We start from the raw sequence: 14,520 nt of genomic DNA on the forward strand, positions 1-14,520 counted from the left end.
CTATGTCACCTTGGATATTAAATAAAATTTTGTAGAGCCTTGTATGTGAAAGAGGAAATATTGGAGAAAATCAGCGCTTCTGGAATAAGTGGGGTAAAGAAGGCTGATCTGAAAAAAATATTTGGAAAAGACTGTGAGAGCATGCTTGAGGAATTAAAGGCAGATGAGAAAATCTTTATTGAAAAAAAAGGCGTGGCATACTTTGTATGGACAAAAGAGAATTATGTTCAGCATGTAACACAAAACGATCCAAAATTCAAACTAATGCTTAACATGTTAGCAGGTGTGAACCAATCCATTGCAAAAGTGAAGGCTCATGCAGATGTTTTACAAGAAGAACTGGAACGATCTTCGCTACGCGACGATGCACATAAAAATGATGATTTTGAAGGAGTCTTTAACAGTTCATTAAATGAATCTTCTACATCTATTGGATGGATTCCATTCAATAAAATCAGAGAAAAGGTTTGTGAGAATCAAAATCTATCAAAAGAAAAATTCTACCAAATGACAACAAGCCTGATTGAGAATCACCAAGATAGGTATGAAGTATCATCTGGAGGTCAAGAAGGAATTGTGATGCGTGGACTAGTTCATGGTTATGTGAGGAAAATCTAATGTATCCATATAATTTAGATCTAAATCCATATCCAAGTAGTCCGACCCCCACGGAAAAAGATGCAAAGATACTTGGAGGCAAAAGACACAAAGAAGCAAAAGCTGCAGTGGTTGAATGCATAAAGGAACTAAATAGAAAAGTAGAGGGCAAGACTGCTGAAAATGGCGACTTTCGTGTAATCACTGTTGTACAAGACGTGGGTTCTGGTAAAACTCACTTGGCTCTACATGTCAAGAGTCTCAAAGGTCGATATAATGCAGAATGTTCCTATGTTGACTTGTCTACAATTTCGCCAAAGACTGTATCGGGAATTTATGATGCAATATTGAAGGGATTTGATAATGAATTCTTTGTACAATTACGATCAAAGTTCTTGAATTATCTGAGAGAAAATGCGGAACAAGGTGATAACTCTGCAAAAAAGGCGCTTGATTATACATTTGTAAATAAACTTACTGGCATGACGATAAAAGAAAAAACTGAGTATGTACTATCTGGAAAACAGTCTGTATCTTTAGAACACTTGACTGAATTTCTAATTCACAAATTTGACTATCATGAATCTATCTTGATTAAAAATGTTATATCTAATTCATTTGATGAAATTAAAAATTTGGAAACATTAATCGGAATGCTGTCCTCACTATCTAAACTGACTCACAGATTCTTGGGAAAAGTTCTAGTCTTTGAAATAGATGAGCTTGATGGAAATAAGGATTCAATTGAATTCGTCAAGGGTGTGATAAATGCTCATCTTCCAGCATCTGTGCTATTGTTGATAACCACGCCATCAGGCTATTTGGAGATTCAAAACGTTAATCCGTCTGTTTTTGACAGGCTAGAAAAAGCAAATTACAAAATAGATCTGGCAGGATCAAACTCTAAAGACGAACTTGCCGAGATTGTTACAGAGTACATAAAACACAGTGATAAAAATGGCAAATTTGGATCTGAAGAGCAACAAGAATTAAATGAAAAAATCCAGGTCTTGTATGATGAATTTGCAGAATTTCGAAATGTACGCTCTGTCATCAATATCTTGTACCAGGCAATGGAAAAGGCAACCCAATCAGATTCTAAAAAAATTGATGAATATGTAATTGATGACGCGATAAGGCAATCATATCCAGGACTTAGAGTGAGGGGAAGTATAATGAATATACCAATATCTGATTTCTTGACAATACGAAGAAATGAAGGAAATGATGAAAAGGAAATCAAAAACGCAGTAAAAAGTCTCACTGTTTTTGCCCAGAAAATGGGTACTATACAAAAACTAGAGAAACAAAATCTACTTCTTGATGCAGTTTATCAAGACAACTTTGGATCAAAAGTTGGATTGGCCGTGATTGCTGATGAATTAGGTATTCCTGACCTGGAACAAATCTCAGATATGTCAAAATCCGCAGTAGTGGATAGGCTAGTCATACTTACAAACAAAAAAATTCAGACTCCATACAATGCCACAGTTGTAAACATGGACAAGTCCAAAGTAGTGGATTTGATATACTTCAATAACAAGTATAATGGCAAAAAAATCACAGAAGAAGATAATGAGAGAATAGAACTTTTGGCAAAAACTCTAAGCATCATCTGATTTTATCGGTTATCTTTTTAAAAAAGTCATACGCATATTTCTTCTATGGTAAACAACGAGCTTGAAGAGCTTCTCTTGCAACGACACAAGGATGTGACATTGTTTGATTTTGAAGGAAAACAGGTGCCCTGTATTGTTGTGCCTGGTCAAAAATTTGATGATGTGATGAAAGTCATTGCAGGAAAACCGGTTTCTGTTGAGACAAATCTTAACATATTGCAAGATGGTCTTGGCCATGTTTTTGTTAGGATTACATTGCAATTCTCATATGGAAACATTGAAGAAAAATTTCTCATATATGCAAATGAGGCAGTGGATTTTTTTGAGGCGTTAGCGGAAACTGCATTGCTTGCCTTATCTTCTAATTCGCAATATGGAAACTCTAATGTGTTTATGATACAGTTGCCAAAACCTGAAAGAGCTCAGAATGCATTGGAAATAATCAGAAAGGGATTGCATAAGTAAATGCCGATATACAAGTATACAGCTTTGAAGAGGTCTCACACCATAAGGAGTCTGAAATACAATGCGGTTGCCGGTGTGCAGCCCCGAACGAGTTCTTTGATCCGCCCAAAGGAACTAGAATCTATTTGACTCGGTATTTTGCCACTGCTGTGGTTGTGTTCTCTGATTATAAAAACTGGTTACTTGACAAAAGATAAACAATTTATAAGATTGGAATGATGATCCAGCAGCTATGAAACAAACTGGCACGATATCTGTTATCCTAACTATTATCACAATCGTATCTATATCCCCTGCATTTGCGCAAAGTTCCATGTCTGGAATGTCTAACCAAAGTATGGGAAGCATGGCAATGGGCCAGATGTCGTATGACGTGATGGCCGGAGAAAAACATTTCAACATGACGATAAGCTCGACCGGAAAACTTCCGGCAAACCCGCGGTTCAGCGAGGAACAGAAGAGCATAAGCTTTGACGTTTCAGGAATATCATCGCAAGATTTTGTGCATTATGAAGTTGCAATACCAACTGATCTGTTGAGCGGTAATCTTACCGTTAGTCTTGGAGGAATCCCGGTAAAAGCAATCTCAGAGATGAATAGTTCGTTCACAGCAATCCATATCACTGTGCCAAGCTCTTTTGTAAAAAGTAACAACATACCAGATTCCACTACACTTGTCATTACTGGCACCCAGGCGATCCCAGAATTTCCAATCGGTTCATCAATTGCTGTTGCAACCGCATTTTCAGCACTGGTGATCATGGTAGGAAGAAACAAGTTCAAACACAGGCTACACTAACTCTATTTATTATTCCATGTTCTTGGAACACCCAAGTCATTTAAATTGAAGATTAGGTTGTCCTAATTCCAGTCAGTGATGATATTGTTTGATTGACTATACACAAATTCTAATACTTGGAGCAATAGCTGGATTCACTATATTTCTAGGACTACCTCTTGCCATACTTCAAAACGTCAGCTTACGAACCAAGGGATTTCTCAACGCGTTTGCAATAGGCATTCTGGTTTTTCTCATAATTGACGTCTTCAGCCAGTCCTGGGAGGCTGCAGAGACTGCTGCAAAAGATGCAGTCTCGGGAAAAGGAACGCTTGGAGACGCAACAATTGATCTTCTAGTCTTGTTTGGAGGAGTTGCAATTGGGCTCTTGGGTCTGGTGCTATACGAGTCTGGAATAATGCGAAGGTCTGTTCCGAACATTTTGTCGCTAAAAAATATCCAAGCCGGAGACGACCACCTCAAACAACTCTTCCACAAAGAGAGTGCATACAAGCTTGCAATGATGATTGCAATAGGAATAGGAGCGCACAACTTTAGCGAGGGCCTTGCAATAGGCCAGTCTTATGTTGCAGGAGAGATCGGTCTTGCAGTTCTTCTGATAATAGGATTTGGAGCTCACAATACAACAGAGGGTTTTGGAATAGCTGGACCATTAACGAATCTCATAAAAAAACCAAGCATGAGGTTTCTCTTGACAGCAGGTCTTGTTGGTGGGGGTCCTACATTCCTTGGAACGGTTCTTGGAAGCCTCTGGTATTCTCCTGTGTTATACATACTGTTTCTCTCAGTTGCTGGCGGCGCTTTGATCTATGTCTCTATGCTGATGTACAACGCCGGAAGAAAACAGACAACCAACACGGTGCTGATGGTTGGAATTCTTTTCGGTCTAGTTGCAGGGTTTGGCACTGACCTTATAGTCTCGCTTGGCGGGGCTTGACCGTTACACACATCATCGCTGAATTTTCCGCAGACCCATACACGACTCCAGTCGATGTGGCAAAGAGTGGATTGATTACGACGGCAGGACTATGCTCAACACGTCAGAGCAGGTAGTGTACAACCAAGCCATGAAAATTTCAGAGGAGGCCCGTAGATTTTTTTAAATAGCAAAATAACGAGTTCAAAAGGACTCGTCACAACAGTTTGCGCGGGAACCATAGTAATCACACTAATTTGTCATCTATCTAATTTTGATTTTGAAGATCAAAGAGGGTTTGGTTAAATTCAACACTTGACAAACATGGAATCATTTTTGATTTAACTTATTCCAAGCCTCAAATCCACCTTCTAGATTTACTGCTTGTATGCCACATTTACAAAGTTCTTCAGATGCAATATTTCCTCTATATCCAGCTGAACAATGACAAACTATTTTTTTACCTTTTAGGTGGTCAAGTTTTCCCTGTCTTGCGTTGCGTATGACAAGACCTAATGGAATGTTTATTGAGCCATCAATCTGCCTTCCAGCAAGCTCGTCTGATTCACGAACATCAATTATAACAAACTCATCTTTTTGTTCTCTAAGTTTTTCTGCACTAATTGTGTCTGCCATATTTTCTATCCTTTGAAAATGGATTTAAACATAATCCCAAATTTACTATTGTTTTCTAGTGGTAACAAGATAAAGTGTAGCAGGCTCTTCATATTCTTCTTTGATCTCAAATATCTTGAAACCTTTGACGAGATTCTCTATATCTTGTGTAGTAAAAAACCTAATCTGAAATCCATTGATGTCGTACACCTCATCATCTATCTTGATTCCTTTGCCATAGAATTTATCATTGTGATTTCTCACAGAAAAGAAATGAAATCCGTTACCTTTTAACACTCTATTAACTTCTTGAAATAAAAATCGTAATTCATCAGCTGTGAACCTCATACTAAATAGCATGTGGGAATATACTGCATCAAACATGCCATCGTCAAAAGGTAATGGTTTTTTCATATCACATACACGTGCATTTACGTGTAAATTCTTCTGCTTTGATTTTTCAAGCAAACCATTTATTGCAATCTGAGAATGATCCATTGCAGTAACTTTCAAGTTTTTAGACGCAAAAAATAGGCAATCACGTCCCTGACCGCATCCAATTTCTAATACATTTCTTAGGTCATTTTTCTTCATAGTATCATAACATGTGATTGCAAAATTGCTTGGCTCATCTCCGAAAAATGCAGCATCCTTTGCATAGACGTCATCCCATATGTTGTCCATGCAACGATTACAGATTATTGACTATTTGTTACTTCGGTACGGCAATCCAATTGGGTTTCTATTTCTTAATGCATGAATAAAAAATCTTGGACGGTGCCCACTACAACAATTCTAGCGGTAACCCCCCGGCCCGCACCTATCATATTCATAAAAATAAAATGATGTTAACATTGGACCCTTAACAAGAACTTTATAATACCTGTCTCACACCAGTCCATAAAAAATTTTAAACTAGAAGAAAGATACACGATTCTTTTATAGACATAAAAGGGGTCCAAGATGTCAGAATAAATGAAAAAAAATGTAATCCTAAGTTGCAATAGCAGTTGTTATTTCCTATGTGATCTTCACCTCAATCAATGAACCTCCATCCACCTCATTACCTACGCCACAAGTTGTCCAATCTGGAATAGAACCTTCCTATTCTTTCGTCGTTGTGTATAGTTGTGTGGGCAGCTTTAACCATTGACTCTAAGGCTAACCATGGGAAGTGTAGCACTATCTAGCTAAAAATTTCGTATAACGACTACAGGGCCATTATATTACTTAACTTTAAATATTAAGTAGTTTAGTAATATATTACTAATTTGGTATGTATATAAACAATAGTAATAGGTGTTAAAATGCAGAGGGGATACGTACGAGAAAGAATTCTGCGAGTACTACTAAATCACTACAAGGAAAGACTGACAAAATATAGGATTACAAAAGAGGCCCAAGCAAATATCGCATGGGTAATCAAAATTCTAAGAAGGCTGGAAAAGGAAGGAAGCGTACAGGGAACTGAAGTCAAGGATTACCACAAGATCATTCTACTATGGAAAAACTGGAAGATGACGCCAGAAAAGAGAGAATACATGATAAGAGATCCGCTGGAACTGCTCAAGAAAACCGATATGACATATGCTCTGACAACATACTCTGCGGAGAATCTGGTACAGAAATACCTGTTCCCTTCCAGAGTTGATTTTTACATAGATCCTGACGATCTTGCGAAATGGCACAAACTTCTTTCGGAAAATGGGCTTGTTGGAAAAGGAAATGTTAGAGTGTTAATGACAGACAAACATGTCTTTTACAACGCGATTGTTAAAGAAGGACTAAGTATAGTGTCAATACCGCAATTGATAGTGGATTTGTTGACAGAGGGTGCTGTTGCTGCGGAAGCAGCAGATATGCTGTTGGAAAAGGAGGAAAAAGACATTGTATCCAGACAATGAAACCAAGATATCGCAAGAGCATCTTACAGCAGTATTCTCGAATATGAAGGAACCTGTATGTCTTCTTGGAGGATGGGCTGTCTATCTAACGGTAAATGAAAAGTTCAATCAGGCCAACGGCAGAAATTATCTAGGTTCAAGAGACATCGACCTCGGGTTTCATGTGGAACTGAAGTGGTCTACAGCTGAATTACAAAGTTCTGCACTTGCGCAGTCAGTAAAAATCTTGAAGGATAGGGGGTTTGTGGGCGTAGGTTTTAGACTAGTAAAATACTATGACATGGATACGAAGAGGGAGATAACTGAAGCAGAGGCAAAGAAGAAACGACCGTATGAAATATTTCAATTGTACGTAGATACCATGTCGGATAATCCTCATGCCAACGCACAAAAGGTTCTAGGTTTTCCATTGCTTGATGAGCAACTACTATCTTATGTTTTCAGGGATGGAAGGTTCATCTCGCTGAGTGATTTTGGAGGCACATTCAAGATGCCAGCCCCTGAAATCTTGGTCTCTACAAAGTTAAAATCTGCACCGGACAGAACAAAAGATGACAAGAGAATAAAGGACATCTGTGACATATATGCACTTCTGTGGTATTCCAGTAAGACTCTCCCAGAATTGAAAAGAGAAGTTACTGCCATCTTGGGAAGGGAAAAAATTGTAGATACGATATCAAAATTTACAGATGAGGATTATTCCCAAGTATCTGCAGTCACTGGAATAGACAAAGCTGAAATAATCATGGTAATTGGAGAATTAACAAAGTAATTTATTGTTAAAAAAGTCTGGGACTGGTGCCCACTACAGTTCTGGCGGTAACCGAACCCGCTTAAACTTCTCTCAAAAATTGTTCTTTTGAAATCTTTGCCTGAAAAAGAATGGATCTCAAAGTCCCCCTTCCTTGATTGGATCTTGTCGTGGCAGAGTGACATACTTGCCGTCTTTATGCACAAGCTGAATGTGACTGCCACTTTGTCTGTCTACTACAAAGCCATGTTTGTGTAAAACCCTCAGAACATCACGAAAACGATGATTTCGTAAACTCAAATTTTAGGTTGTAATTTCCATGATCTTACTTTTTTCTTTCTTTGCTCTGTCTTTGATGTATTCTAAAACCAGATTAATTGCGTCAGCCATGTTGATTTTTAGCTCTTCCAGAATTTCACCTTGACTAATTGCGCCTGGAATCTCCAAACACTGGCCGCTATAGCCGCCCTCTTTTTCCTTGTTTACAAGAATGGTAAACTTTCTTGATTTCTGAGATATCTCCATACTTGTCATAACATGATATTATAATTAGTGTATTTTGTTCGCAATCTTGACTTGGTATGTATTACCTTTAATTTCAGCTGAATTAGCGTGACTCGAGTAAATTTTTACCTGTAACTCCCCGGACCAGCTAACATCTGTTTTCACGGGCCCTGTTTTTGAAGGACCATCTACAACTGATTTCATGGTAACCATCTGGTCCATGGAATTTTTTCATAAAAAAATTGGTTCAGAATTATCTCTTGTAAATTTTACCTCTATGATCAGTCTCTACAACAAAGATTATCATCTTGCTTTGCTGTAAATCCAAAATTACTCTGTAATTTCCCACACGTAGTCTATAAAATGGCGAATTGGTTAGTCTTATCACGGCTCTGAATGGATCTTCAACACAATCTAACACTGAATCATAAATCTTCTGAGCATTCTTCTTGTCTATTCTTTCTAATTGTTTAACGGATTTCTCAGACCAAATAACTTCCCATGCCATCTACTTTAGTCCTAATTTCCTTTTTACTTGATCTGATGTATATACACGTCCTGCTTTGATGTCTGCAATACCTTCTTCAATATTTCTAATTACCTCATCACTTAGTACATCGCCTTCCTGAGTAATTTTTAAAAGTCGAGCAATCACCATCTCGTAGGTTTCGCCAGGATGGTTCATTTGTTTTCTGAGATCATTTTTGAGCTTTTTAGAAAGCTTAATCGTGCTTTGTTCCATGGTATACTGCATTATACCATGGTATACTATGGTATAAAAATAGATCGCCACAAATTAAGAACGAAGGTTTCAATCCTAGTCTGTTTGCCGTATAATGAAAATAGGGACATGACAAAAGATGAGATCTATGAGTTTGTTTACAAAATGTTTCCAGTAAACAAGCTAGCTAGATGTTTTTTCAAAACTTGATAATATACTAGTTAATCGAGGGTTGGGCATACCCATGTGAAGACTATTTATTGTTATACTACTGAAGGCTGTAGAACTTGTTTCATGAACGTATATCATTTTGTAAAACAACTACAACGTTTAGACAGGTGTTTGTTACAACCAATTATCTTATGGTCTTTGCAACATCTAGAACTTTTTGGAGTTCTGCCGTAGTTGGGACTCGCTCGCTCTCGTATTTCGAATAATCATTGGAGCCGCCTACTAATTTTCTTTCTTACTTCTATATCATTGAAACTCCACCATCTCTTCAGTGCTCTGACATATCCCTTGATGTTGGTGCCTGCACTTTTCTTGTTTTCAAAATGAGTTATGACTTGGAGCAGAAAGTTGCTAGCAGCTTTGTCATTTAATCTTGCAAACTTTTGTGTTGTTGTATCAAATGTCTTGCATATGTGTCCTATTCGTCTAAAGTATTCTGCATCTGTTATCACACTTCCTCTTTCAAGATTCTCTACCCAAAGTTTGAATTGGTTATTTTTTAGATCCTTGTAGGGTGAGTTTTTGAGCAATATCTTCATTTTTTTGACTCCATCTTAAGAGAAAGTTGAGTAAAAAAGGCGAATCTCAGACCCGATTTGAAATGCGGTTGCCGGTTTGCAGTTCCGAACGGGTCCAAGTCCATGCCAAAAATCAAGTTTTTAGTGGATGTTTCCAATTTTATAATTCAAAATAGTAATTCGAAATGATAAACCTTTTGCAAAAAGATTAGACATTCATATGCTTAGTGACTCTGAGTTCTGGCAAAGTGATGTTTTATTTGCCATATGGAACCATGAATTTGATCTATACAACTGGAGCGTAGACACATGATAAGCAGTTTGAAAAATTATTACATTTTATTTTTCTTTAATTGTTCTCGCATATACTCTACAATAATGTTCATATGTTCTTCAGAACCATCATTATCAAAAAATCTATCGAATCCCACTTTTTGATATTCTTTTTCAAGTCCGGGTGCATTTGCATATGCACTACACCCGATCAGAATTATTTTTTTAAATTTTCTGTGGCTACTGACTATCTCCGCTATATCGGTTGCATATTTCTTCCCGTTTATGTCATCATCCGAAATTACTATTTTTGGAGAATTATTCATTATTGCATCATCGAGGCCTTCTATGTTTTTAATAAAAACTATTTTGAACTCAGTTGTGGAAAAGAATGAGGTTGCACCCATTATCATTTCATCCTGATCTTCAATGTATACGACAACTATCTCATTCATTTCTAAGTACCTTTTCCACGGGAAGCGATATCTTAAAAGTTACCCCGGTTTTGAATTCTGATTCATCCTCGATAGTTATTTCACCGCCATAATCTTTTACTGTTTCTTTTACAATTGGTAAACCTAATCCGCTACCAGCTCTGACTGATTCCATGTTTGCGGTTCTGGTCCAAAATAATTCAAAAACAAATTTACGGTCCATCTGAGGAATCCCAATTCCGTTGTCACTGAATTTGATGTATACGTATTTTTTATCGACTGCGGCAGAAATACGAATAGTATTTTTTTTGGCATCTAGTATTTTTTTTCTATCATCAGCCAATAGTTTTAATGATTTAATGGAATTGGATATGAGATTTAACAGGATGGATTGCAGATCCGCTTGGAACATTCTTAATTTGGGTAGATTCTTTGGTATGTCAATTATGAAATTTATGCCCCATCTTTCAAATATTCCACGCAATGAATTTTTAATGAAAACCAACTCATTGTATAAATTAATATCCTTTTTACGTCTGAATTCTTTTTTTCGACTACTCATAGCTGAGGTAAATGAGCCAATCAATGTCATATAGTTGCGAAGATTGACAATTGAGGGTTCCATGTATTCCAAGCTTTTTAGCATAATCTCTTTGTTAATTTCTGGTTTGTTTAATTCTCTCTTCAGAGTTCCGCTGTTTGATAAAATTGAACGCAGATAATCCCTGACCTCATGTGCAACCACTCCGGTAGTAATTCCGACTGATGCTAAATTTCTATATGCGTCCTTCTCATCCATCATTGCTTCTTTTTCTAGTTTGACACGTTCTCCCTCTACAACAAAATGTGATTGAATCTGATCCAAAGTAGAAAGAATACTTTGTTTTTCCATGATTGGAATTTTGGCATTATTGACTACTTGGTCTCTGATTTTTATTATGAATTTTGGTATTTCTTTTTTTGTTTGCTTTGCAACAATATCTGATCTATATTTTTCAGTAAATTTGTAATATTCATGAAGAGTTTGTAGCACGAATCTTTTCAAGTCTTCAAATGCATTATTCTCTATGATTTTTTCCCTTGTTGTTGTATCCATGATCTGTGAATTATTTTTAGCAGTAATTGATACCCATCCTATTACACTGTCATTAGCTAGTTTTCCTGCAGTAGCTCTTGCACGAGACTCCAATCCCAGCCAATCGTTTCCAGATTCTCCATATGGTCTGACTTTAAAACCATCACGATATATTCGAATACCGCCATATTTTTTGACATCTTCACGTATTGTTGCAACTTTTGTTTCTCCATAAAATTCAGTCCATCCGAGAGGTCTACCAGTTGGATCATAGGGAAATCCGTAGTAAGTCAGTTTGACAGGTCCACATAATGCCATTGCAGCCTCTTTCTCTTCATTTAGAAATGGAAACTCTTCAAGTAATTCGTATTTTACTCCTCTAACATTTGGGATGATTGATTCCTTTCTATATTCTGCACTGGTGAAACGGATCAAAGAATCCCCTGTTAATTCAGCTATGAAATGATACGGAGCTTTTTTTAGTATCCCGCCTTTCACTTCAACTGTTACCGTCTTTCCTCCTTTTTCATATGTTGCAGTTATTTTAAATGGAAAATCAGGATCTATTTCTTCAGGTAATACTAGTAACGACAATTCATCTAGAACTTTAGTAATTTTATTTTTTGTCCATATGTCTCTAAGATTTAGTAATTCAATTTTTAGTCCCTGTTCTGATTCATTTTTAGGTGAATATTCTATTGGAATCTTGATCTTATCGAAGGATTTTTTTGTTTTTTCAAATTCATCCCAATTATTATCGACTATTGTGGTGTACTTTGAACCTCTTGTTTTTGAATGTAAAATTGTTCTATGTGATAACCTTTCTACCGCAAATCTGCCTACACCTTTTTCTCCAATTACTCGGCGATTTTTTTCCGTTATCAGTTCGTCTTCTGTTTTGCTAACCCCGATCTTCATCCACTTGTCGCGAATCTGTTCAAGTGTCATACCTTTACCAGTATCTTCAATTATGATTGTTGTTTGATCTTTATATTTTTCTACAAGATTGTATTGTACTACGTACCATGGATCCTTTTTTACTAAATCATCCAATTCTTTTACCGGAGCATCGGGTTTTTCATTTTTTAGTTTTGTAAATAAAATCTTGTATCTACGGTCAAGAGCATTAACAGCGTTACTGAGAAGTTCAACATGATTGAATTTTATGGTAACCGCTTTCGCATCTGCATCATAAGAATTTTTTACTAATTCAAATAATGCTTGAATTTCGGTTGAAACTGATTCTCTTCCCAATAGTTTGGGCAGTTTACTGGCAACTGTATACTTTAAAAATTTAGGTTGTTTCAACATCATAACGATAAATTGATTAGTTTTTTAACCCTATCATCCATGTGCGTATTAAAACCGCTCTCATAAAATGGATTGAATTTCTTCCCGTTTTGTCATTAAGTGTTCTCTTCCTCAAAATCTGTAAATCCCCATATGTCACTGATGGCTACTGTAAGTGTAGGTGAATTGACCTATTTTATGACATATTTTTGGTCCTGGACTTAATTAGAAAAATATAGAAATCCATCAATGAACTCTAATCAAATCATTTGTGAAGATTCTACTGTGGCATTAAGAAAACTTCATAGTGCTTCAATAGATCTTATTTATCTAGATCCTCCATTTTTCTCAAAAAGAAGTCATCAGAAGACAACCGTCCAAGGAGAAATTCGTTCATTTGATGATAGTTGGGAAGGAGGTATTGGACAGTATCTTGATTTTATGCAAAAGATAATTTCTGAATGTCACAGGGTTCTAAAGAAAAATGGAACAATCTATGTCCATTGTGATTGGCACATCTCGCACTATCTCAAGGTGAATCTTGATTCTATCTTTGGTTATTCAAATTTTAGAAACGAAATAATCTGGAAAAGACATAATTCTCATAATGACACAAAACAGGGTGCCAGAATTTTTGGAAGAATACATGATTCGATATTATACTATTCCAAAGGGGATAATCCTACTTGGAATCCCATTTATCAGAAATACTCTGAAGAATATGTCAGAAAGGCATACAGACACTTGGAAGAAGAAACTGGAAGAAATTATGCACATGGAGATCTTGGTGGTCCGGGAGGGGCAGCAAAGGGTGATCCCTACTATACATTCTTGGGAATAACACGACATTGGAGATTTTCTAAGAAAAGAATGGATGAATTATACCGAATGGGAAAAATTGTACAGACCAAACCGGGAAATATGCCGCTACTAAAAAGATATCTGGATGACATGAAAGGAATTCAACTACAGGATATCTGGGATGATATAAAACCAGTCAGATCCTCCAAGGCTGAATCAACAATGTACCCCACACAAAAACCCATAAAGCTTCTTGAGAGGCTGATACACATCTCATCAAATGAAAAGGATGTAGTACTTGATCCCTTCTGTGGCAGTGGCACTACTCTAGAGGCTGCGGACAACTTGGGAAGAAAATGGATTGGGATAGATGTGAGCAAGACTGCCTGTGAGATTACAAAAAAGCGAATGGAAAAAAGAAAAGAAACAGAAAAAATCATGACAGTAAAAACATGATGTATTTTTCTAAGGTTTTTCATGCGCCAGAATTTTGTCTAGCCTCATATTCTACATAATTAATTTTTTTGAAATCGTTGGATTTGTAAAAAATATGAACTGAGAACTGTAATCCTAACCCTTGTCCAAATGTCTGATGATTCGTCTCTTGTATTTCTCCGGGTTTTTCATTATGTCATGCTCCCAAAACCTTAGAACCGACCATCCATCACGTCTGAGTTTTCTTGAAACCCTTCTATCTCTGGCCATGTTTCCTTCTATCTTGTCTTGCCAGAATTTCTTTGCAGGCTTCTTTTGGTCGTGATATCTGCAGCCATGCCAAAAATCTCCGTCACAAAATATTGCAATTTTTTCTGCTGGGATTATGAAATCAGGACTGCCAAACATTTTTGGATACATTTCAAACTTTACGCCCATGTCTGAGAGGGCCTTCTTCATTGCAAGATCTATCTTGGTATTGGATCCGCGTATTCTTGACATCACCCAGGAACGCTTCTCTGGAGTAAACACGTCTGTCATTTCTCATCAACTGCAAGCCCGTGAATGTGGTA

General features: G+C 36.9%; 18 protein-coding genes. 8 read left to right on the top strand and 10 right to left on the bottom strand.

Annotation, left to right across the window (positions count from 1 at the left end; all coding sequences use genetic code 11):
- Positions 1-60 precede the first annotated feature (60 nt).
- The 5 genes from BQ3481_RS11130 (at position 61) to BQ3481_RS11150 (ending at position 4,417) form a co-directional block, all read left to right on the top strand.
- On the top strand, positions 61-618 hold the full coding sequence (locus tag BQ3481_RS11130) for a hypothetical protein (protein ID WP_157928321.1): 558 nt from the start codon (positions 61-63) through the stop codon (positions 616-618).
- The gene (locus BQ3481_RS11135; protein WP_157928322.1) at positions 618-2,216 is read left to right on the top strand and encodes a P-loop NTPase family protein; all 1,599 of its coding nucleotides are present in this window, start codon (positions 618-620) and stop codon (positions 2,214-2,216) included. Before BQ3481_RS11130 ends, BQ3481_RS11135 begins: the two co-directional genes overlap by 1 nt.
- A 45-nt stretch (positions 2,217-2,261) precedes the next feature.
- Positions 2,262-2,681: a hypothetical protein gene (locus tag BQ3481_RS11140; RefSeq protein WP_157928323.1), complete on the top strand. Its 420-nt coding sequence runs from the start codon at positions 2,262-2,264 to the stop codon at positions 2,679-2,681.
- A 232-nt stretch (positions 2,682-2,913) separates the two neighbouring features.
- A complete protein-coding gene (locus BQ3481_RS11145) occupies positions 2,914-3,480 on the top strand; it encodes a hypothetical protein (RefSeq protein WP_157928324.1) in 567 nt (188 codons plus the stop codon).
- A gap of 88 nt (positions 3,481-3,568) precedes the next feature.
- Positions 3,569-4,417 (top strand): ZIP family metal transporter, encoded by an 849-nt coding sequence (locus tag BQ3481_RS11150; protein ID WP_157928325.1) that lies wholly within the window; start codon positions 3,569-3,571, stop codon positions 4,415-4,417.
- A 309-nt stretch (positions 4,418-4,726) separates the two neighbouring features.
- On the opposite strand, the gene BQ3481_RS11155 is transcribed toward BQ3481_RS11150, so the two are convergent.
- Together BQ3481_RS11155 and BQ3481_RS11160 are read right to left on the bottom strand one after the other, a co-directional pair.
- Positions 4,727-5,032: a rhodanese-like domain-containing protein gene (locus BQ3481_RS11155; protein WP_157928326.1), complete on the bottom strand. Its 306-nt coding sequence runs from the start codon at positions 5,030-5,032 to the stop codon at positions 4,727-4,729.
- 45 nt (positions 5,033-5,077) lie between these two features.
- Entirely contained in the window at positions 5,078-5,695 is a 618-nt protein-coding gene (locus tag BQ3481_RS11160) for a class I SAM-dependent methyltransferase (RefSeq protein ID WP_157928327.1), read from the bottom strand.
- 623 nt (positions 5,696-6,318) lie between these two features.
- On the opposite strand from BQ3481_RS11160, the gene BQ3481_RS11165 reads away from it, so the two are divergent.
- Positions 6,319-6,915: a hypothetical protein gene (locus tag BQ3481_RS11165; RefSeq protein ID WP_157928328.1), complete on the top strand. Its 597-nt coding sequence runs from the start codon at positions 6,319-6,321 to the stop codon at positions 6,913-6,915.
- Positions 6,899-7,687, top strand: a complete 789-nt coding sequence (locus BQ3481_RS11170; protein ID WP_157928329.1) for a nucleotidyl transferase AbiEii/AbiGii toxin family protein — start codon at positions 6,899-6,901, stop codon at positions 7,685-7,687. Before BQ3481_RS11165 ends, BQ3481_RS11170 begins: the two co-directional genes overlap by 17 nt.
- Before the next feature lie 117 nt (positions 7,688-7,804).
- On the opposite strand, the gene BQ3481_RS11175 is transcribed toward BQ3481_RS11170, so the two are convergent.
- The 7 genes from BQ3481_RS11175 to BQ3481_RS11205 all read right to left on the bottom strand — a co-directional run bounded on the left by BQ3481_RS11175 (position 7,805) and on the right by BQ3481_RS11205 (position 12,676).
- The gene (locus BQ3481_RS11175) at positions 7,805-7,966 is read right to left on the bottom strand and encodes a type II toxin-antitoxin system HicA family toxin (protein WP_157928330.1); all 162 of its coding nucleotides are present in this window, start codon (positions 7,964-7,966) and stop codon (positions 7,805-7,807) included.
- A 3-nt stretch (positions 7,967-7,969) separates the two neighbouring features.
- Positions 7,970-8,191, bottom strand: coding sequence for a type II toxin-antitoxin system HicB family antitoxin (locus BQ3481_RS11180; RefSeq protein ID WP_157928331.1), 222 nt, complete (start codon positions 8,189-8,191; stop codon positions 7,970-7,972).
- Between the two features lie 232 nt (positions 8,192-8,423).
- A complete protein-coding gene (locus tag BQ3481_RS11185) occupies positions 8,424-8,678 on the bottom strand; it encodes a type II toxin-antitoxin system RelE family toxin (RefSeq protein ID WP_157928332.1) in 255 nt (84 codons plus the stop codon).
- A complete protein-coding gene (locus BQ3481_RS11190; protein ID WP_157928333.1) occupies positions 8,679-8,912 on the bottom strand; it encodes a hypothetical protein in 234 nt (77 codons plus the stop codon). It lies immediately after the preceding gene.
- Between the two features lie 416 nt (positions 8,913-9,328).
- Positions 9,329-9,661 carry a hypothetical protein gene (locus tag BQ3481_RS11195; RefSeq protein ID WP_157928334.1) on the bottom strand — a complete coding sequence of 111 codons (333 nt, stop codon included), beginning with the start codon at positions 9,659-9,661 and terminating at the stop codon, positions 9,329-9,331.
- Between the two features lie 311 nt (positions 9,662-9,972).
- Positions 9,973-10,368: a hypothetical protein gene (locus tag BQ3481_RS11200; protein ID WP_157928335.1), complete on the bottom strand. Its 396-nt coding sequence runs from the start codon at positions 10,366-10,368 to the stop codon at positions 9,973-9,975.
- Positions 10,361-12,676, bottom strand: a complete 2,316-nt coding sequence (locus BQ3481_RS11205; protein ID WP_162287767.1) for a sensor histidine kinase — start codon at positions 12,674-12,676, stop codon at positions 10,361-10,363. Before BQ3481_RS11205 ends, BQ3481_RS11200 begins: the two co-directional genes overlap by 8 nt.
- A 285-nt stretch (positions 12,677-12,961) precedes the next feature.
- Here BQ3481_RS11205 and BQ3481_RS11210 point away from each other — a divergent pair, with 285 nt between their 5' ends.
- Entirely contained in the window at positions 12,962-13,969 is a 1,008-nt protein-coding gene (locus BQ3481_RS11210) for a site-specific DNA-methyltransferase (RefSeq protein ID WP_157928337.1), read from the top strand.
- A gap of 114 nt (positions 13,970-14,083) precedes the next feature.
- On the opposite strand, the gene BQ3481_RS11215 is transcribed toward BQ3481_RS11210, so the two are convergent.
- On the bottom strand, positions 14,084-14,488 hold the full coding sequence (locus BQ3481_RS11215; RefSeq protein ID WP_157928338.1) for a very short patch repair endonuclease: 405 nt from the start codon (positions 14,486-14,488) through the stop codon (positions 14,084-14,086).
- Positions 14,489-14,520 lie beyond the last annotated feature (32 nt).

Origin of the sequence: Candidatus Nitrosotalea okcheonensis, assembly GCF_900177045.1 — an archaeon.
Classification (GTDB): domain Archaea; phylum Thermoproteota; class Nitrososphaeria; order Nitrososphaerales; family Nitrosopumilaceae; genus Nitrosotalea; species Nitrosotalea okcheonensis.